Below are 21,054 nucleotides of genomic sequence, written 5' to 3'. Positions count from 1 at the left end.
GAATGGCTGTTATGGCTTCAGATCTTTGATCGGAGTGATGGGGCGGGCATTAAGGGTGCGCGCCAAACCTTCACCAACAAAATTAATGGAAAGAACCATCGCAACAATCGCGATGCCCGGCGGCACCCATAGCCACCATTGATAGCTGATTACGCGCATACTCTGCGCTGCAGAGAGCATATTGCCCCATGAGGCTTGCGGCTGGCGCACACCAAGACCTAAAAAGCTTAGCGCTGCCTCTGCCAAAATACCGTGTGCTACTGCCAAAGTGGCATAGACCAGAATGGGACCATAGGCATTGCGCAGCAAATGATGTGCTATAATACGAACATGGCTGACGCCCATCGCTTTGGCGGCCAAAACATATTCACGCTCGCGCAGCGACAATAATTCAGCACGTACAAGACGCGCCAGACCGGTCCAGTTCAAAATGCCGATAATGAGAATAACATTCCAGACACTGGCACCGAAAATCGCTGCAAGCGTAATTGCGATGGCATAGAACGGAAAGCACATGACCACTTCAGTCAAGCGCATGATACCTGCATCAACAATACCGCTGAAATAACCGGCAAGACTGCCAAGAAAAACGCCGATGACCAATTGCACCAACACAGCTGAAAGGCCGACAAGAACCGAGACACGACCGCCATATAAAAGACGCGACAACACATCACGACCAATTTCGTCGGTACCTAGCCAATGAATGGCATCCGGCGGTGATTCAATCGAAAAAAGATCAACATCTTCCGGATTGAAAGGTGCAAGCCAGGGGGCAGCAACGGCAAGACCAGTCAGAGCGAACAAAATCACAAAGCCGCAGAAAAAATAGCGGTCAGCAATGAGGCGTTGCCATATTGTGCGGCTTACAGGCAAAGTTTCTGCAACAATTATACTCATCAGCCGAGCCTCACACGTGGGTCGATCAGGGCGTAAAGCACGTCAGCAAGCAGATTGGTCAGCAAAGTGATCAATGCCAGAAACAGCACAATGCCCATCAAAAGTGGATAATCCCTGCCCTGCACCGCCTCAAAACTAAGACGACCAATGCCGGGCCAGCTGAAAATAGTTTCAGTTAAAAGGGTAGCCGAGAGTAAGGCAGGTATTTCCAGACTGACAATCGTGATCAACGGCTTGGCGGCATTGCGAAGCAAATGCGGCGTAATCACGGATCGGCGTGTCAAACCTTTGGCAAATAAAGCCCTGATAAAATCCTGTTCAAGAATGTCACTGATGCTGGAGCGCAAATAACGGCTTAAAATGGCAATATTGGTGAGCGCCAAAACAGATGCAGGCAATATCAAATGACTAATAACATCAATAACATGTGCCATACCGGTATAATTGGTACCTAGTGTTATGACACCCGATGTTGGCAACCAACGCAGATTAACCGCAAATAATTTGATAAAGACGATTGCCAGAAAGAAGGCCGGTATTGAAACCAGTATAAAAGACAAGACCGATGCAATGACATCGACACTGCTATTGCGGCGCAGGCCAACATAAAGTCCAAGCGGCAAAGCAATCACAAGTGTCAAAGCAAGGGCTGCGCCAGCCAGCAATGATGTGTTGCCAAGACGCTCGCCGATAAGCTTTGTCACCGGTGTGCCGTGCTGTAAAGAATAACCAAGGTCACCCGTCACAGCGCGTGTTGCCCAGCGCAGATATTGTTGCCAAACCGGATCGAGATAACCGGCACGCAATAACATTTCCTGTTTTTCTTCCGGTGTCGTTTCCGGACTGATCATACCGACAAACGGATCACCCGGCTGAAGTTTGACCAGCACAAAAACCACAATCGAAATACCGACAATGACCGGTATCGCAATCAATAGACGGCGCAGAATATAAACAATCATAAAGCAAGCCTTTAATGGAAGCCGGATATTTTTATATCCGGCTCTTCATTATTTACTGACAGTCCACTCAGCTATGTCGGCGAATGGTTCATAGGGGCGCGCAGAGTGATTTGTTACGCGTTTACCCAGTGCAAAGCCTTCATTCGGAATGTAGAGCCAGACATGTGGCACTTCATCATTGACACCGCGCAACCAGCCTCCAACGTTTTTTTCAAGCTCTTCAGGGTTGATGGTAGAGTTAAAAGCAGCCGCCAATTTATCGAGTTCCGGTGTTGAAAACCGTTCCCACCAAAAATTGTTTTCATACTGTGCAGGCCGGAATGTACCGCCCATCAACACACCATCATAGCTCTGTTTCGGATCCTGCAAGATTGCCAGCGTCGTATTAAAATCAGCGGAGTTGAGAACCACGTCAATGCCGATTGCCTTGAGATTTTGCTGAATAATAGGTGCTGATAATTCACGGGTGCGATTGCCGGTCGGATAATTCAGCGTAAATGTAAATTTCTTTCCGTCTTTATCGACAAAACCATCATTGTCGCTATCCGTCCAACCAGCTTCCGCGAGCAGCGCTTTGGCTTTTTCTGGATCATAATCGTAAGGATTAAGATCAGATGGATAATAAGGGCTTTGAGGATGAGCCTTGGCATTGAAAACCTGTCCATGACCGAAAAGCAAACGATCAACAATTGCTTGACGGTTAATGCCGTAAACAATCGCTTGACGCACTTTTTTATCTGCGAGTTTCGGATTGCGGGTATCAAAAGGCATATATTGCCCGCCCGGGCCATATTGCTCGACAATTCGAATGCCCGCATCACGATAAGTTTGAAGATCGCGCTCGTTCCATGATGAAATTTCTGCGATATCGAGCTCGTCGTTAATCAACTCGCTTTGAGCCGTCTGCGCATTGGAGATTTTAAAAATAATGGTTTCAGTTTTTGGCTGACCACCAAAATAATCATCATTACGCACCAGTTTAACATATTGATCGGAAAGAAATTCAACAAATTTATAAGCACCCGTTCCAACCGGATTACGCAGTTGCTCTGTTGCTTCATTCCATGTTTTAACAGGCACCTTTTCCCAAATATGTTTGGCCAATACAGGCTTATCGGTAAAATGCGCAAAAACGGCTGCATATGGCGCTTTGAACGTAAAGCTGACAGTATTGTCATCGATGACCTTTATACCGGAAAGCTCCTGGCTTTTGCCTGAGTGATAGTCTTCATAACCTTCCAGTTGCTTGACAAAATCAGGTGTATCACGCGGAAAATCAGGATGTGCCTGTGTGCCATATGTGAAAGCGACATCCTCGGCCGTAAAGGCTTGCCCATCATGCCATTTCACATCCTCGCGCAAATGCAACGTCAATGTGCGACCATCCGTTGAATATTCATGAGATAACGCCAAGGATGGCACAGGTTGCTGCTTTTCATCCAGTGTATAAAGGCGTCCAAAAACCGAAAAAATAATCGCACGGTCATAGTCAGTAAAATAAAGTGTTGGATGAAATGTCCCGCGCGGATTGCTCCATAAGGCATAACGGATCACGTCGCCGTTTTCTGCAAAGGCCGGCAAAACACCACCCAGTAAACTGACTGAAGTTAGAAAGGATATTAAAGTCTTTTTCATTGCATGATCCTGTATGATTAGGCTGGTGCTCTTCGACACTGATGCCTAATTCTTGACCATGAAGCTCCGCCATGAACAGAAAGAAAAAATCATTTTATAAACAAATCTAAGAATATAATTTCTTAAATGGGTAGCGGTAAAAATATTACCGTAAAATATAAAACTACATTAAAATATAAATATGAAAATAAATCCTAAAAATATCCAAATTTATAAAATTAAAATAATTCAATATAAAAAAATAGCCATCAATCAATACATAAGAATTATTTTAATTCATTAAAAAACACCCAGATTCGGCCTCTCCGAGTGTAATACGGAAAACTAAATTATCATATAATCAGAGTAACGCTTTACAATCTTTAGCAAAAGAAAATTTAGCTTATCACACGTAAAGCTCATGCGAGCATTTATTTCTTTTATCCGGCAAAGGTGGAAGGATTGCATCTTTAAGCGCTATAGATGCTTTATGCTTCAAAGTTTCTATTTGACCATTATCCTGTTCCTCTACCAGACGGCCATCTTCCATGACGATAATACGATCGGCAAATCGTTCGACTAACCTCAAGTCATGTGTCACAAACAGATATGAAACACTTTGACTCTCTTGCAGTTTAGCGAGCAATTTCAGAGCAGAAGCTTGCAAATGCGTATCAAGATTTGAAACTGCCTCATCAAGAATGATCAATTTCGGGTTGGCTGCAAGCGATCTGGCGATACAAACACGTTGCAACTGGCCACCACTGATCTGTGACGGCAACTTATTGATTAAGTCTTTCGGCAATTCGACCATTTCAAGGAGTTCGGCAATACGTTTAAGTCTTTGTTCAGAACGCAGTTCAGTAAGATGCCTTAAAGGTTCTTCAATGATCGAGCGGATTGTCATACGCGGATCGACAGCACTTGGTGAATCCTGGAAAACCATCTGCACGTCGCGTCGAAACAAACGGGTTTGCTCGCGGTCAAGCTTGCGCGTTGACGTAGCCCGATAAAGAATTTCGCCTGTTTCAGGGTATTCCAAACCGCAGATCTGTCTTGCGAGGGTACTTTTACCACAACCGCTGCGTCCTAATAATGCGATTGTCTCGCCTTCTTGAATAACAAAAGAGACGTCATCAAGAATAAGACGTGGCTCGCTTGCCCCCATCAGAGAATGCGTTTGGTAATATTTACTGATATTTTTTACTTGCAATAACATCAGACTGCCAGCTCCATGCCGTATAGCGATAAATGAGCAGACACCAGCATTCGCGTGATGGGGTCTTTAGGTGTTTGAAAAATCTTTTCCACGGGTTTTTGTTCGACCAAGATACCGGTATCTATGACGGCAACCTCATCGGCGACTTTTGCAACAACACCCATGTCGTGCGTGATCAACAAAATGCCGAGACCTCTTTCATGTGCAAGTTTTTCGAGTAGCTCCAAAATTTTTATCTGAACGATCAGATCAAGATCTGTGGTCGGTTCATCGGCAAAAAGGAATTGCGATTTACTTAGCAAAGCAATGGCAATCATCATGCGTTGCAGCATACCGCCGCTCATTTCGAACGGATAAAGATCAAGTATCCGTTCGGGCTCATCAAGCTCAACCGCTAGCAAGGTATCATTGATCTCAACCATCTCGTTATGGCTGTTACGTCCGAGCGCTGAAAGTGTCTCGGCAATATGCTGGCGCATTGTACGCACAGGATTGAACGCACTGCGTGGGTTTTGCATAATACTAGCCACGCTACGCCCCCGCAATTCTTTGGGGGGTACTTGTTTGCCGTCAAGATGAATGGTTCCGTTAACTGTCTTGACACCCGGCGGCAAAACATCGAGCACTGCTGAACATGTCATCGACTTGCCCGAACCACTTGCGCCGACAAGAGCGAGTATCTTTCCTCGTTCAATCGTCAACGACAAATCCGCTACAATCAAATGAATATGGGTATCGTGATAATAACCGACGGAAAGATTGCGAATTTCCAGTATTTGAGAATTTAATGACATGTTTCTGCCCTCAGATTGGGATCTAGTCTGTCTCTCAGGGCGTCGCCCAGAATGTTAAAAGCCATAACACTGAAAAACAAAATGAGGCCTGGCCAGAAAATAAGCATCGGTGATGTCCAGACAAACTGCCGTGCATCATTGATCATTACCCCCCATTCTGCAGTGGGCGGAGTAACACCAAGACCAAGAAAAGACAGTCCGGAAACATGGAGCATCATATGACCGATATCTAAAGTTGCTAAAACCATCAACTGCGCGATTGTTGCGGGAAACAGATGCTTCATGAATACACGCAGACGGCTGGCTCCGCTGAGCCTTGCAGCGAGAATGAACTCTCTGTGTCGAAGCGAAAGCACGATGCCGCGCACGATACGCGCGTACCATGCCCAGTGAGACAAGGCGATGGCAATGATTACATTGACAATTCCGGTTCCAAGTATACCGATCATAAAAAGTGCCAGCACCAAAGTTGGAAATGTCAGGAAAACATCTGTAACACGCATAATGATCTGATCGGTACGTCCTCCTACAAAGCCCGAGAAACCGCCGATGCTGATACCAAGGGTAAGTATAATCACCAGGGTTATTGCAACTGCGCCTAAGGAAACACGCGCCCCTGCTATCAAACGGGAAAAAATATCTCTGCCCAGATGATCTGTGCCCAGCCAGTAAGTGCTGTCAGGAGATTGTAAGCGCTGCCCGATATCAACAAAATCCGGATCGTGCGGAGAAATCCATGGTCCGGCGATTGCTGCCATCACGAGTAAAGCAATAATGGAGAAAGAGAACCACAAAAGTAAATTGCGGCTTAACGTTCTTGATGCACTTTGTGCAATGATCTGATTTTGCATCATTACTGTACACCCTCTGCTGAAAGCCGGATTCTGGGGTCTGCGATGGCGTAGATGATGTCGACAATCAAATTACACAGAACAAAAATAACGACCATGAGCAATGTGAAACATTGAATGACAGGGTAATCTCTGTTGAGAATAGCTGAAACAGCATATCGCCCAACACCTGGCCAGCCGAAGATGCTTTCGATGATCAATGCGCCCCCGATCAGTTCGCCAATATGCATGCCTATTGCTGTGATGATCGGAAGCCAGGCGTTACGCAAAATATGTGAATGCTCAACACGTCTTTCCGACAAGCCTCGCAATCGTGCATAACGCACATGACGCTGTCCGCTGACCTCAAGCATACTCGCACGCAAAAGCCGTGCGTTAATTGCCAAAGACATGAAGGAAATAGCGATTACCGGCATTATAATATGGGAAATGCCACCTTTTCCCATCGGAGGAAGCCAGCCGAGGTAAACCGAAAAGACCAGAACCAATAAAAAACCAAGCCAGAAGTTCGGCATGGAAACGCCGACAAAGGCGATTAAGCGTACAATCTGATCCGGCCATTTCTCACGATGACGTGCAGCCCACATTCCAAGCGGAACAGAAAGGCCTATGGTTAACAGAAGGGCAACACCGGCAAGTTGAAGCGTGGCCGGAAGAAAGTGAAGAATATCAGGTAATACAGGGCGCTGTGTGGCGTAAGATATGCCGAAATCCAAACGGAGAGCGTTCCACAACCAGTCTAAATACTGAAAGATGATCGGTTGATCAAGCCCCAGTAATTGCCGGGCATGCTCCAAAGCCTGAGGTGTTGGCGGAACCTTTGACAGCCGAAGATAATCCATTGCCGGGTCGCTAGGACCCAGCCTCAGCGTTAAAAATATAAAGAGCGATGCACCAAGCAACATCGGTATAAGAAAAAGTACCCGCCTGAAAATGAAAGCTGCCATGTCATTTAATCTGCTTTTGGCTTGAGTTGTTCAAAAGGTACTTCACTCGACATTGCACCAAATGGAATTACGCCAACTTCCGGCTTTGCAACGGCAATTGCTGTCACAAATGTGAGCGGCAGATAAACAGCCTCTTCATGCAGACGGCTAAGAATGTCCTTATATAGTTGTTTTCTGGTTTCTTCATCACCTGTCGTAAAGACCTGTCCGATTTTGGCATCAATTTCCGCTTTATCTGCCAATCCTTGCTGTGCCTGAAAATCTGCATGGGAGGGAATACGCATTGAACTTACAAACGCATGAGGATCAAAAGGCGAGCCCCATGTACGATTGAAGATCAAACCAAATCGACCGTCACGCTGACGTGCATAAACACTGCTTTCTTCTTCCCCGGTCAGTTTGACATCGATTCCGATCTGTCGAAGATCAGCCTGAACAACTTCGGCAATTGATTTTGCGATTGCATCGGTGCCAATAAAGTTCAGCTCAACGGTTAGTGGTTCCCCGTTTTTCTGACGAATATCTCCCGGTTTGGCTTCTTTCCAGCCCGCTTCATCCAGAAGATCTGTCGCAATGCCGACATCATATTCATATGGTTTAAGGCCGATATCGGCATAAGGAACGTTGGTTGAGAAAAGCGTGTCCGCTCGCTTTTGGGTGCCATAAAGCACCTTATCAATCATCTTGTCCTTATTGACAGCATGATTGATTGCCTGCCTTACAGAAAGATCGTGAGTTGGCCCGGTCTTTGTATTAATCGCAAAAACCCAGGTTTCCATCGGATCAGATAATTCTGTCGTATAGAGTCCCATGTTTTTGAAACGTTGAAATGTATCAGGATAAAGTGGCCCGTCCAATCCATAGATAAAGTCAACTTCACCTGTCTCAAATGCAATAGCACGCGTATTTGGATCAGGAATGACTTTTACCGTAATATGTTCATATTCAGGCTTGGCGCCCCAATAGAGATCATTGCGGACAAATTCATCCTTTTCGCCAAGCTTTGTTTCCGTGAGCTTCCATGGTCCGGTGCCAACCGGTGCAACGATACCATCTTTTGTACCGCCGTCTTTAAATTGAGAAGGCGCAATAAATCTGAACGGACGCGGCAAAGCCAATTCCTGAAGAATCGGATAATAGGCACCTTTAAGCGTTAGCTTTAACTTGTACGGTTCAATCGCTTCGGCCGAAACAATCTGATTGGCAAGCTCGAGCCATGCATGTCGTTCTCTGTTTGCCAAAACGGCGTCAAAATTTTCTTTTGCAGCCTTGGCATCAAAAACTTCACCATTTGAAAATTTAACATCCTCACGGAGTTTGAAAATATAGGTTTTGCCGCCATCTTCAACCTCCCATGACTCTGCCAGCCATGGCTGCACGCTACCGTCGCTCATATAGCGGACCAATGGCTCATAGACCATATTCTGTCCGATCATTTGATTAGGCGTGTAAAGATGCGGATTGAGAGGGCCGACATTAACTGGCCATGCGAAATTAAGTTTGGTTTCAGCTGTCGCAATTCCAGTAGCTGAAATTGTCAAAGCGAGAGACATTGCAAGCGAACGAATGAATTTATTCAATGTAGTTCCCCTCAATAAGTATGACGAATCTTATTAAAGTGCATACTCGTAAAGCAGGCAAGCGGAAACTTAAGAATATTAAGCGTTCGACAAAGATATTTTATTTAATAAAAGTCTTTATTACTGTTTCTTAGATTGGATAGCCAACCTCACAGTGTTGCTACCAGCAACGCGAATAGCCTAGCAACGAAATACCCAATAGCTTTATCATCCATTCGCTGAACGACATGAAGGCAGCCAAAATGTGCAACGCATGGATGCTTATCTTTTTTTGCTGGTGCCGGTTGGCTGCTGGCACCCATGTTTTTAGCTAAAGGCATATATAAAAAGGGCAGTCATCAATTGGTTCACAATCGGCAAAAATCCGATCGCGACAATAGATACATAATTGCATAGGTCAGCTGTTAGTCCGCCCATAAAAATCTTTTATGCGTCGTGATATACAACCGTTATTCATACATCTTTTTAGACTATGGCAGATAAATATAAAGCACTATGCGCAGGCATATTGGCTCAAGTCTGCCAGTGGTTTTCTCATCTGTAATTTTCATATTTTATTTTGAAAAAATTAGATGATGATTGATTAATTCAATAACTTATCTAACGTATATGAGGAATAATTATAAATCTTTATACGGTGTGGGGTGAATATGTGCACGCGAGTTCTTTGGTCCGACACGCAAGGCTTAGTGATCGTTGGCAGAAATATGGATTTTCATAAAGATCTTATGACAAATCTTTGGACGCAACCACGAGGTATCGAAAGAAATGATGGCGTTTACGGAGATCTGAAGTGGACCTCCCAATACGGAAGTGTCGTCGCAACATGTTTCGATATGATTTCAGTAGATGGTGTGAACGAAGCCGGTCTTGCAGGGCATATTCTATGGCTGACAGAATCCGATTATGGTGAAATAAACCAAGATCGGCCTAAACTCAGCCAAGCCATCTGGCTCCAATATTTCCTCGATAATTTTGCAACCGTTGCGCAAGCCGTTGCATGGGTTAAAGAGACAAATGTGCAAGTTGTACAAATGAAAGATCCGACAGGAGGCGTCGCGCCTGCTTTGCATCTGGCGATTGAAGATTCAACGGGTGACTCCTGTATTATAGAATATGTTGCCGGGAACCCTGTTGTTTATCATAGTGCCGATTATAAGGTGATGACAAATTCACCAACCTATGATCAGCAACTGAAAATACTTAAAGGAATTAATGGCTTTGGTGGTTCACAACCATTGCCGGGCTCAACGAAAGCAACTGATCGTTTTGCACGAGCCAGCTATTATGTCAGCCGTTTGCCTGAAGCCAAAAATCAGGTTCAGGCGGTTGCTTCCATGTTGAGTATCATGCGCAACACGGCTCAGCCGTTCAGAATTCCGGATCCAGAGGCACCGGAAGCATCGCAAACTTTATGGCAAACCATCATTGACCTGACAAACAAACGATATGTTTTTGAATCGACCACCCGCCCGAACATTGTCTGGGTAGATTTAAAAGATTTGAACTTCTCAGAGGGCTCAGATCAAATGAAGCTTAATCTGGTTGATGATTTAGCTATTGAGAACGGAATTGTAAGTGAAGTCAGCAAAGACTTTTCAAGTGCCGGAGAGTTAAAATTTCTCACCGTTACGTAAGCAATGAGATTATCTAATATTTGATAACAAATAGCATCAGGCATTAGGATTCTTCTCTATTGATAATTTAAATGCCTGATGATTTATTATAAAGAATAAAAAGACAAAATAATAGCTGAATGAGGTTTTAAATATTTTTAGAGCTATCCAAGAAAAACTTACTGATTGCAAGAACGGACACTAGAGCGTGTAGCACATTATCTTATCCACTCCGCTTACTCTAACAGTTTGTTTTTACGCATGTCTTTATCCCAAAACCGATGCCCACTTTTGGGAGAGATGCTTTAGTGCCCTGCCAGGCAAAGAACCCATTGATTTTGAATTATCAAATTGTCCATTTTCGGTTAAGGACAGAAATCAATCTTCACGATCTGAACAAAAAGAATAAATGTCACGCCTTTATCCATTTTTCGCGAAAAAACTTTGAAAACCACGCGTTGATGACGGATGCATTTTGAATGGATTGCTCGTCGTCATATAGAATGGGACATCGGAGCATTTTGAGTTTTGAAGCCTCTGGTTTGATTTAATGCTTCATTATGCGGCTTGTTTTTAATGTTGCAAGCGGCGTTGTCGAATAGTCAGATTTATGATTTTCTGCCTTTCTCTCCGAATTGTCTTATCGCGTCCGAAGTAGACGTCAGCAGCTGTGACGTTACTTAAACTTTCGTGGTAACCCTGATTGTTGTAATATTCCACGAAGGCTCAGATTTGGTGCTCGAGATCTCCTGGCAGGCAATAGTTTTCTAATAGAAAGCGATTTTTCATGGTCTGATGCCAGCGTTCGATTTTCCCTTGGGTTTGGGGGTGGAAGGGAGATCCGCGGATATGCGGCATTTTTTGTTCATCCAATCATTCAGCTCCCCCCAAGATGTAACAAGAGCCATTATCACTGAGTAAGCGCCGTTTATTGCAAACAACGGCCTGATCACAGCCTGACGCTTACAAGGCTGGCTTTATCGTGTCTGTGACGGCATCAGCACGCATGTTTATGATAGCTTCCAGGCGATGATGTAACGGCTATAATCATCCGGAACTGTGCCGAGATTATACCAACCCCACCCCCAGCCGATGATCTTGAAGTCGGTAAAATTTGTCTGCCACAGCTGATTGATAGCAGTGGTTTTATCGTGGAATTCCTTGGCTGCCTTTATTACCACGTAATCAGGTGCCGTTATCAGGTCTGCCGCCTTCAATATGCGGTAAGTTGATGATTCAGATATAAAATACCGCTTCTCCCTGTATGCCCTTACTCGATATGGAGCGGCACAAGCGAGATCGAGGGCAGCTCAATCTCCCAATCGAAAGCAAAATACGAAGTTCCAATCTCGTTAAGATCAAGAGCGAAACTCTCATCACGGGCCAAGAGATCTGAACACAAGTAATGATCATCCAGCAGGAAACCGGACGTCCCGTACGATTCGAGATTAAGGCGGAGGTCAGGGCAAATTTGTTCGGCTGGCTTCAGCAAAAGTGGCGGCGTTCGAGCATCTGAACGGGGGTGCGTAAGTAGCAGTGGCTGACGGTATCCTCGCTGAGCTCTAATAAGCTTGCACGACTTTTGAGCTACAAACCGGACAAGCAACTCACGGCCCCCATTGCGTTGTATCCTGATATTATCACTTATGGCAAAAGGGCCATTTTGCCATGAGTGATTATGGCGGCAACATTATAAGTGATTAAGGCCTACATTTAGCGTGTGCCAATTTTTAACCCAAGGACACGCGGTATTGCTGCTGCAGCACGCATCGCCCAAGGTGCCTGCACACCATTTTCATCAGCTTCCTCACATGTAATGATTGCTTTACGTACCAATCGACCACCAATAGTACGGAATGGTTCCGGTGGCAATTTAGGCACCGATCGAGTACAAAATGGCAAACTTGTCCATTCATCCTTAATATCTAGCACAAGTGAGGCCAAACACTGCCCGCCAATATAGGTAGGGTTCACACCATGGCCTGAATAACCACATCCATAATGAATCCGAGTTCCTGGTCGTGTACGGAAAAAAGGTAATCTATCGGCAGAAATTTCAATCCCACCACCCCACACCTTTGCAATCCCAGTATCATCAAACATCGGCAATAATCGCCTTAGCCCTCTGGCAGCTCGTTGCGCAGAACTTAGATCATTTGTCAGTTCAGGCGCTGTAGAATTGCCATTAAAGCTAATTGGTCCAGAACCGGAACCCATCAACATACGGCCATCTGCGGTTTTACGAAAATAATGAACGAACATTCGCAGATCAGCGATCCCCTGATCCCCTGTCCATCCCATTTCCTCCAACTTATCTGGCGCTTGTTCTGTCATTAAAGCATAGCTGGAGAAAACCGTTAAATGTGGCTTCATATCCGGTTCGTTTGCCAAGGCAGTATTAGTTGCCAAGACAATATCACGCGCAAGAATTTCGCCTTGCGGAGTGCGTAACCGATTAATCGTCCCCTTATCCAAACCTAGCATAGGGGTATTTTCATAAACCGATACGCCTAATTCAATGACAGCCTTCCGTAAGGCACGAGCTAGCCGAGCAGGCTGAACATTTGCACCTTCCGGCAAATACATACCACTTAGAAACGCCGGCGAAGAACAGTAATCGGCAACCATTTCTTGTGTCAGTGCCTGTGCAGTATCACCAACACCTAATTCTTGTGCAACTTTCACATGTGGAAGGATCTTTGCTTCCTGAGTTTTTGTTGTAGCAACACGAACATTGCCGGCTTCGCGCCACCAAACATCCCGCCCCGGAGCTGTCGCAAAAGTTCGTATACCATCCTGAGCTTTTGTTCCGGCACGCGCAACAGCAAGTGCCGCATCACGACCTATTGTCTGTACCATTCCAGGAAGACTAGCCCAATATCCGTGAACCTTACCGCCATTTTTACCACTGGCGCCTGCCCCACAAATCGATGATTCAATCAAACCAATTTTTAAATCGGGTGCACGTTCTTTAAGAGCAATCGCAGTCCAAAGCCCCGTAAAGCCTCCCCCCACGATTGCTACATCAAACTCAACCTTCCCAATCAGTGGTGCAGCAGAAGAAATGCTCCCTTCTGCCTTCAGCGCTTCATCCAGCCACCAAGACTGCTCAGATGGGATTATGCTATCTTTTTGCACAGACCTTATCTCCGCGTGATTAATAACCACTCATTGGAATGAAAAATCAGACGAGTGCCTGAACCTGAATTTCGACGAGAATATCATCTGCTGCCAGACGAGATTCTACAGTTGCGCGAGCTGGTGTCGCATCACGATCAACCCATGCTTCCCATGCGCCATTCATCGCATTAAAATCGCCGACATCTTTAAGCCAGATATTCGCATTAACGATTTTTGTTTTATCGGTACCTGCCATCGCAAGATAAGCATCTATCTGTGCAAGAATATCCGCTGTCTGTTGAGCGACATCTCCGCTGCGATCTTTTGCTGTCAAACCAGACATAAATGCAAAACCATTTGCAACCAAAACCTTACTCAAACGGCCGGTATTTTCGTGGCGTATAATCATAGAAACAGTTACCCTTATGCTAAGCGTTTAGTGTGAATTTTCAGCTATTAAAGATGAGAATCGTGGATACCGATTATCCAAATAATCCGCGTTGTATCCGCGCCCGAATTCTCGATATTATGATTAAGACTGCTGGAAAATTGAAAGCTATCGCCCGTAGCCAGCTCTGCTGTTTCAGATCCCACTGTCAGCAAAGCCGTACCTTCCAATACGTATCCACCTTTATTCCCCGGCCCGCTCAACACATCTTCACTACGTGCACCAGGGGGCAACGTCAGGATCATGAAACGCATATTATGATTAGATTGTGGAGACAGTAATTCTTTAGAAAAACCGTTGGTACCAACCACAATTTTAGGCCGGCTATCTGCACGACGAACGAACGAAGGATCCGCGACAAGTCTTGACTGGGTCATATCTGTAAATTCCCAGACATTAACACCCAATGCGTCACGTAGTTTTTCCATCGTCTTCATAGAGGGATTTGAATTACCACGCTCAATCTGACTGATTAACCCTGAAGAAACCCCTGCTGCGTCGGCCAAATCCGAAATTGTCATATTTCGTTCCGCACGCAACTCTCGCAAACGCTGACCGATTTTTTCTGATCGCTCCTGCTGTGGAACGTCACTTTCTTTCTGTTTTAAATCAACCATCATTTTTCACGTCTATTTCACTATATTGAAAATATATAAATCACATAAAAATAAAAAAGCAACTCATTTGACATCAATACATATAGATATACCCTACAAATAATTGTAAAACAACAATAAAATTCAACTTATAAAATTTTTTAGGCGGCACGGAATTCAAATAACAACAAACGAGCTTGACATAAATTTCATTATAGTGAAGATTTTCATTTAATAATTTCGCTCAACCATGCGCTTTTATAGAGGGGGAGTCATAATGAAACTGAGCACTCATAAAAACATCACCAATCAAAACAAGATTGATCGTCGTCATTTTTTAGGGCTGGGCATTGGGGGGCTTGCGTCTGTAGCATGGGGACTGCCCTCATTGGCACAATCATCATCCAATGCAGGCACTCCGCCTTCCAAGCCAACAGGCGTGGTAATTGTTGGCCTGTCGCAAGAGCCGGTCGCCTTTCACCCTTTGATGCCAGGCGTTGAAGTTGACGAGGTCGTATGGACTAATGTTTTCAATACTTTATGGGTTGCTCAGCCGGATGGGACTTTAATGCCAGATTTGGCAATTGAAGTTCCGTCCGTTGAAAATGGTGGCATTGCTGAAGATGGCCTCCTTTGGACAGTCCGTTTACGGGAAGATGTCAAATGGCATGATGGTCAACCCTTCACAGCAGAAGATGTTCAGTTTTCACTAAACCTCATCAATGCTGACGGCTTTCGTTCCAGAACACGAGTAGGCCATGAGTTAATCACAGAGATAAAGGTCAAAGGCACACATGAAATCTCATGGAGAATGTCAAAAGCCTTTTCACCTTATCTTGCTCTGATGGCCAATACACAAATTGTACCTAAACATTTATTGGATGGCGAAGCTGATCCGAATGTAACAGCATTCAACAATGCTCCTGTCGGAACAGGCCCATTCAAATGGGAAAGCCGCACACCAGGCGACAACATCACCTTAACTGCAAATGAAAACTATCATGGTGACGGGCCTTATATGGCTAAGGCAGTTCTCAAATATGTCCCAGACATGACCGCTCTCTATGCACAATTCCGCACCGGTCAGGTTGATACAGTCATTATTTCAGGCATTCCTCAAAATTTCTATGAAGAAGCAAAAAAACTGACCAATCAGACGGTCTTCATTTCGCCAAGCGGCAACATCGAATGCGTTATGCCCAATATGGAGCATCCTGCAATGCGCGATAAGGCAGTTCGGCAAGCGCTTTATTATGCCATGGATAAACAGGCCATTATCGATGCTCTTTATTATGGCGTACCCGCGGGTACAGAATCTTTTATGCCCCGAGAGTCCTGGGCTTACAATCCTGACTTGCCTTCGCAAACATATGATCCAGACCATGCGAATAAGCTGCTGGACGAAGCTGGTTGGGCAATTGGCACCAACAATATTCGCAGTAAAGATGGCATCCCTCTAGAATTCACGATCTCAACGACCACTGGCCACGAAATTCGTGAACAAGTTCAGCAACTACTTATGCAAGATTGGGAAAAAATCGGTGTCGCACTAAAAATTTCCAATATGCCAGCAGCAGTAATCTGGGGTGATTTTTATGTACGCTCACAATTTGAATCGCTGCTGGTTGGCACAGCATTCCGCACCGGCATGGATCCAGATCCCGCAGCCCGTTTTGCCAGCGATGCAATTCCGATCAAAGGCGGGAGTGGCGGCAATTACATGCAATGGCAAAATGCAGAAGCCGACAAGTTAATGCGTGATGCTCAAGCCAGTTTCAATGCAGAAGAACGCAAGGCGCTATACCACCGCCTTCAAGAAATTACGCGTGAAGAGTTACCAATACTCCCAATCTTTCAATACGCACCAATCGAAGGCATCAAAAATGGCCTGCAAGGTTTCCGCCCAAATATCAATGCCCGTCAAAATGCATGGAATATGGGGCAATGGTATTGGCAAGCGTAAATTCAGTTAATTAAGATAAAAAGCGGGTTTCCGACGTGAGCACATTTGTTCTTCAACGTTTAGCACAAGCGGTTGTATTACTGATAATCGTATCGATAATCGGTTTTACTATATTGCATATGGCTCCAGGGGGCCCGCTTTCTCAGTTTGCAGCTGATGGCAGCATGACCCAAGCAGACTTAGATCGTCTAGCTGATCAGCTAGGGTTAAACCGCCCACTACCGGTACAATATCTCGAATGGTTTTATCGTATGCTTCAAGGCGACTGGGGGGTATCATATCGCGATAAACAACCAGTATTGAATGTTATATTCTCGCATCTTGGTGCAACTTTCGAATTGATGCTCGCCTCCACCTTCCTTGCGGTCATACTAGGAATTTGGATCGGTACAATCGGGGCGATCCGACGCTATTCGCTTTTTGATAGTATCACTACTATCGGGACAATGATTGCACTTTCCATTCCTACATTTTGGTTTGGCTTGGTTATTATCTATGTTTTCTCGGTCGATCTTGGATGGCTACCTGCAGGTAATCGCTACACAATCGGTGATGGCTCATTTCTTAATCGCCTCCATCACCTTATTGGGCCAACCATTGTCTTGGCCTTAGTCTCCACAGCTATATGGAGCCGTTATATGCGCTCCTCAATGCTTGATGTCATTAATCAAGACTATATCCGTACCGCCCGCGCCAAGGGTGTAAGCGAACGCAATATTTTGCTGCATCATGCAATGCGCAATGCACTCTTACCAATGATTACAATTGCCGGCATACAAATTCCAAGCCTTTTATCGGGCGCGCTTGTGACAGAAACCGTATTTGCATGGCCGGGCATGGGACGCTTATTTCTCGACTCTATAAGCTATCGCGACTACCCCGTTGTCATGGGAATTTTGATGTTCGCAGCAGTCCTCGTCATTCTTGGCAGTCTGCTTGCGGATATATTTTACAGTGTCGCCGATCCGCGTATTTCAAGGTAGCACGATGACCACCGTTGAGACAATCACACCATCACGTCGTAGCTTGTTGCAAAGCCCTTTCATAAAACGATTTATGCAGCATCGCTTGGCAACATTCGGCTTCGCAACCATCATTTTTATGGCACTGGCCTGCGCGATAGGACCTCTGCTCCTGCCTTATTCAGATACATTTATTGATATCAAGCAACGCTTTGCGGCACCATTTAGTGGCACACATATATTGGGCACCGACCAAATGGGCCGTGATATACTTGCACGCTTGTTGATGGCTGGGCGTATCTCGCTATCAATTGGCTTTTCCGCGATGCTTGTCAGCATGGTCATCGGTATTTGTGTTGGTTTAGTTGCTGGTTTTTATGGCGGAGCAATCGGTGCAATTTTAATGCGTGTTGTCGATGCAATGTTATGCTTTCCATCAATTTTTTTACTACTCGCCATTTCAGCGATGATTTCGCCATCAATTCCCTCAATCATTTTGCTGATCGCATTCACCTCATGGATGGAAGTTGCTCGCGTTGTGGAAGCACAAACCCGCTCATTACGTAACCGAGATTATGTGATGGCCGCTCAATCCTATGGTGCCTTGAACAAACGTATTATGTTGAGAGAAATACTGCCCAACGCAATCGCACCTATTGTTGTGGCTGCCACTTTGAATGTAGCGCATGCCATATTAGCTGAAAGTTACATCAGCTTTCTCGGCTTTGGCATCCAGCCCCCAACTCCAAGCTGGGGCAACATGTTAAACAGTGCCCAAAGCTATCTCACCAGCGCTCCTTGGTTAGCCATTATTCCAGGTCTCGCCATTACACTCGCCGTAACTTCTTTTAACTTCCTCGGAGATGGTTTGCGTGATGCCCTTGATCCGAAAATCAATACTCAATGAGAAAGGCGGCGACCCGATGAACATATTAGCAAAGTCTGCCACTCTTCTTTCCGTAAAAGATTTAACGGTCAAATTTCGCAACGATAAAAGCTGGACACAAGTTGTTCACGACGTTTCCTTTGATGTCATTAAAGGTGAAACCGTTGCGTTGGTTGGAGAATCCGGTTCGGGAAAAAGTGTGTCCGCCATGACAATCATGGGACTTTTTCCAGCTACACAGTCAATCAGCTCCGGCTTGGTCAACTTTAATGGATATAACCTCAATACATTATCCACTGAGGAGCGGCGTGCATTTCGCGGAAGCGAAATGGCAATGATTTTCCAAGAACCAATGACTTCTCTGAACCCTGTGCACACAATCGGCACGCAGATCAGTGAAGCTTTATTGTTGCATTGCAATATGAACAAACAAGAAGCGCGCCTAGAAACGCTCCGTTTATTAGATCGCGTTCGTATCCCTGATGCAACCCGTCGTTTCGATGAATATCCACATACATTATCAGGTGGCATGCGCCAACGCATTATGATTGCCATGGCACTAGCCAGCCGTCCTAAACTCCTGATCGCGGATGAGCCAACAACCGCACTCGACGTCACCATTCAAGCGCAAATCTTGTCACTCATTAAAGAACTGCAAGATGAAGATGACATGTCTGTGCTTTTCATCACCCACGACATGGGTGTTGTTGCCGAAATTTCTGATAAAACTGTCGTGATGCATCATGGCCGTGTTGTTGAGACGAATGACACCAAAAAAATATTTTCTATGCCTGAAAAACCCTATACACAGGCACTTCTGTCAGCGGTTCCAAGATTAGGTTCAATGGAAAACGCTACTTTACCAAAGCGTTTTCCAATTGTTGACCACACAACCGGCATCACAAAAACACCGCCAGAAACACGAAACACAGTATCACAAGATGCTCAACCATTATTAGACGTTTGCGGCCTTACAACACGTTTCAATCTCACGGGTGGTTTTTTTAACCGCACAGTCGGACGTGTACATGCTGTTGAAAATGTATCCTTTCAGCTTAAAGCTGGTGAAACCCTTGCTTTGGTTGGCGAGTCCGGTTGCGGAAAATCGACAACAGGCCGCTCAATCTTAAGGCTTCTCGAGCCAATGAAAGGGCAAATCAAATTCAACGGCACAGATATTTTAAATCTTGATCAAAAAGCCATGCGGGCAAAGCGCCAGCAAATGCAGATGATCTTCCAAGACCCTGCTTCCAGCCTCAATCCAAAACGTAATGTCGGAGCCTCGATCATTGAGCCGCTTTTAGTAAACAACTTAGCGACTTATGAAGATGCGCGTCTTAAGGCAGAGGATTTATTAGAGCGGGTAGGTTTACAAGCATCTATGTTTGAACGCTATCCGCATGAATTTTCCGGAGGTCAAAGACAAAGAATTTGTATCGCACGCGCCTTGGCCTTGTCCCCTCAAATGATTGTTGCTGATGAAGCAGTTTCAGCCCTCGATGTCTCGGTGAAAGCGCAAGTCATCAATCTTATGCTGGATCTCCAAGATGAAATGAACATCGCCTATTTATTCATTTCACATGATATGGCCGTTGTAGAACGTGTCAGCCATCGTGTAGCCGTCATGTATCTTGGTGAAATCGTGGAAATTGGCCCACGTTCCGTAATTTTCAATAACCCTCAGCATCCATATACGAAAATGCTTTTAGAGGCTGTACCCGTTCCGGATCCGGAAAGACGTCAGCTGCGTTCGCCCCTGTTGAATAAAGAATTAGCTAGTCCAATCCGTCCAAAAAATTATATACCACCGGTTCGTAACTTCATATCAGCGGCGGAAGATCATTATTATATGGAGTGGAATTGAAAAATTCGACACATACACTAGCATATTCAAGGTAAGTCGAACTAGAATGACAGTACCAGTCTTGTTGTATCAGACGTCAGCAGCGCATTCCTAAAATTACAGTAAATAATGAACAATAATACCCAGACAATTTTACTCTATCAGCTGTCTTCAAGCTATATTAGAGCGAGGCGTCCAATTGGGATCAGTATAAAACGTGTATCATAACTAAATCGCGCCTGCATGACAGCAAGATCATTTATACTGGCTGTTAATAACTTATACCAGTCTTACCAGAATAGACGGAAAAAAAATGATGGGCATTAAATTAAATTCGAGGGTTTTAATTTCCATCCTTCAGTATAATCCACTTTAAATAATGAAATAATTGCAATAATTAAATCAATGCAGAAATTAAAAGGATATAACCTTCGATTAATACTCATAAATTATTCATTGAAACTCATATGAACATGTAATTCTGGCTCTGTTCCCTTAGTTTCGGCGTAAACATCTGCAGCGATAATAGGGAATGACCGACAGCCGCCCATCTCTTTATCACCGCCATCGTTTTCCTGCCGAGATTATCGCGGAAGCGGTGTGGCTGTATTTCCGCTTTCCGCTAAGTTTCCGCATGGTTGAAGACATGCTCGCCTATCGTGGCATTCTTGTTACCCATAAAACGGTACGTGAATGGGCGGAGAAATTCGGTTGAGATTTATGCCAATACAATCTGGCGTCTCACCCCACGTC

The 21,054-nt window shown here is 45.0% G+C and carries 16 protein-coding genes and 2 pseudogenes; 6 read left to right on the top strand and 12 right to left on the bottom strand.

Annotated elements, in window-relative coordinates:
- Positions 1-9: 9 nt before the first annotated feature.
- The 8 genes from opp4C to nikA all read right to left on the bottom strand — a co-directional run bounded on the left by opp4C (position 10) and on the right by nikA (position 8,840).
- A complete protein-coding gene (gene opp4C / locus ACI0FR_RS13420; RefSeq protein WP_404907128.1) occupies positions 10-900 on the bottom strand; it encodes an oligopeptide ABC transporter permease in 891 nt (296 codons plus the stop codon).
- A complete protein-coding gene (locus ACI0FR_RS13415; RefSeq protein ID WP_404907130.1) occupies positions 900-1,862 on the bottom strand; it encodes an ABC transporter permease in 963 nt (320 codons plus the stop codon). The genes opp4C and ACI0FR_RS13415 overlap by 1 nt, the downstream gene beginning before the upstream one ends.
- Before the next feature lie 48 nt (positions 1,863-1,910).
- Positions 1,911-3,497: an ABC transporter substrate-binding protein gene (locus tag ACI0FR_RS13410; RefSeq protein WP_404907132.1), complete on the bottom strand. Its 1,587-nt coding sequence runs from the start codon at positions 3,495-3,497 to the stop codon at positions 1,911-1,913.
- Between the two features lie 385 nt (positions 3,498-3,882).
- Positions 3,883-4,698: a nickel import ATP-binding protein NikE gene (gene nikE, locus ACI0FR_RS13405; RefSeq protein WP_374833494.1), complete on the bottom strand. Its 816-nt coding sequence runs from the start codon at positions 4,696-4,698 to the stop codon at positions 3,883-3,885.
- Positions 4,695-5,489: a nickel import ATP-binding protein NikD gene (gene nikD / locus ACI0FR_RS13400; RefSeq protein ID WP_404907134.1), complete on the bottom strand. Its 795-nt coding sequence runs from the start codon at positions 5,487-5,489 to the stop codon at positions 4,695-4,697. Before nikD ends, nikE begins: the two co-directional genes overlap by 4 nt.
- On the bottom strand, positions 5,480-6,343 hold the full coding sequence (nikC, locus tag ACI0FR_RS13395) for a nickel ABC transporter permease subunit NikC (protein WP_374833364.1): 864 nt from the start codon (positions 6,341-6,343) through the stop codon (positions 5,480-5,482). The genes nikD and nikC overlap by 10 nt, the downstream gene beginning before the upstream one ends.
- A complete protein-coding gene (gene nikB, locus ACI0FR_RS13390; protein ID WP_404907136.1) occupies positions 6,343-7,287 on the bottom strand; it encodes a nickel ABC transporter permease subunit NikB in 945 nt (314 codons plus the stop codon). Before nikB ends, nikC begins: the two co-directional genes overlap by 1 nt.
- A gap of 5 nt (positions 7,288-7,292) precedes the next feature.
- A complete protein-coding gene (gene nikA / locus ACI0FR_RS13385; RefSeq protein WP_404907150.1) occupies positions 7,293-8,840 on the bottom strand; it encodes a nickel ABC transporter substrate-binding protein in 1,548 nt (515 codons plus the stop codon).
- A gap of 677 nt (positions 8,841-9,517) precedes the next feature.
- On the opposite strand from nikA, the gene ACI0FR_RS13380 reads away from it, so the two are divergent.
- Positions 9,518-10,504: a linear amide C-N hydrolase gene (locus ACI0FR_RS13380; protein ID WP_404907138.1), complete on the top strand. Its 987-nt coding sequence runs from the start codon at positions 9,518-9,520 to the stop codon at positions 10,502-10,504.
- A gap of 552 nt (positions 10,505-11,056) precedes the next feature.
- Here the strand turns inward: ACI0FR_RS13380 and ACI0FR_RS13375 are convergent.
- From ACI0FR_RS13375 to ACI0FR_RS13360, 4 genes and pseudogenes are all read right to left on the bottom strand, one after another.
- Positions 11,057-11,757, bottom strand: a pseudogene (locus ACI0FR_RS13375) (transposase); the annotation flags it as partial.
- A 439-nt stretch (positions 11,758-12,196) separates the two neighbouring features.
- Entirely contained in the window at positions 12,197-13,621 is a 1,425-nt protein-coding gene (locus tag ACI0FR_RS13370; protein ID WP_404907140.1) for an NAD(P)/FAD-dependent oxidoreductase, read from the bottom strand.
- A 46-nt stretch (positions 13,622-13,667) separates the two neighbouring features.
- Positions 13,668-14,012: a RidA family protein gene (locus ACI0FR_RS13365; RefSeq protein ID WP_404907142.1), complete on the bottom strand. Its 345-nt coding sequence runs from the start codon at positions 14,010-14,012 to the stop codon at positions 13,668-13,670.
- Between the two features lie 47 nt (positions 14,013-14,059).
- Positions 14,060-14,671 (bottom strand): helix-turn-helix domain-containing protein, encoded by a 612-nt coding sequence (locus ACI0FR_RS13360; RefSeq protein ID WP_404907144.1) that lies wholly within the window; start codon positions 14,669-14,671, stop codon positions 14,060-14,062.
- Between the two features lie 253 nt (positions 14,672-14,924).
- Between ACI0FR_RS13360 and ACI0FR_RS13355 the strand changes: the two genes are divergently transcribed.
- The 5 genes and pseudogenes from ACI0FR_RS13355 to ACI0FR_RS13335 form a co-directional block, all read left to right on the top strand.
- Positions 14,925-16,610 carry a peptide ABC transporter substrate-binding protein gene (locus tag ACI0FR_RS13355; RefSeq protein WP_461667954.1) on the top strand — a complete coding sequence of 562 codons (1,686 nt, stop codon included), beginning with the start codon at positions 14,925-14,927 and terminating at the stop codon, positions 16,608-16,610.
- A 35-nt stretch (positions 16,611-16,645) separates the two neighbouring features.
- Positions 16,646-17,593, top strand: a complete 948-nt coding sequence (locus ACI0FR_RS13350; RefSeq protein ID WP_374833350.1) for an ABC transporter permease — start codon at positions 16,646-16,648, stop codon at positions 17,591-17,593.
- Between the two features lie 4 nt (positions 17,594-17,597).
- Positions 17,598-18,479, top strand: coding sequence for an ABC transporter permease (locus ACI0FR_RS13345; protein ID WP_374833348.1), 882 nt, complete (start codon positions 17,598-17,600; stop codon positions 18,477-18,479).
- Positions 18,480-18,495: 16 nt separating this feature from the next.
- On the top strand, positions 18,496-20,322 hold the full coding sequence (locus ACI0FR_RS13340; RefSeq protein ID WP_404907148.1) for an ABC transporter ATP-binding protein: 1,827 nt from the start codon (positions 18,496-18,498) through the stop codon (positions 20,320-20,322).
- Between the two features lie 511 nt (positions 20,323-20,833).
- Positions 20,834-21,013: pseudogene (locus ACI0FR_RS13335) on the top strand (IS6 family transposase); the annotation flags it as partial.
- Positions 21,014-21,054 lie beyond the last annotated feature (41 nt).

The sequence above is a fragment of the Paenochrobactrum sp. BZR 201-1 genome (genome assembly GCF_044987585.2).
Lineage (GTDB): Bacteria > Pseudomonadota > Alphaproteobacteria > Rhizobiales > Rhizobiaceae > Paenochrobactrum > Paenochrobactrum pullorum.
Note: the sequence above shows the minus strand (reverse complement) of the source record. Positions and strands in the feature narration are given on the sequence as shown.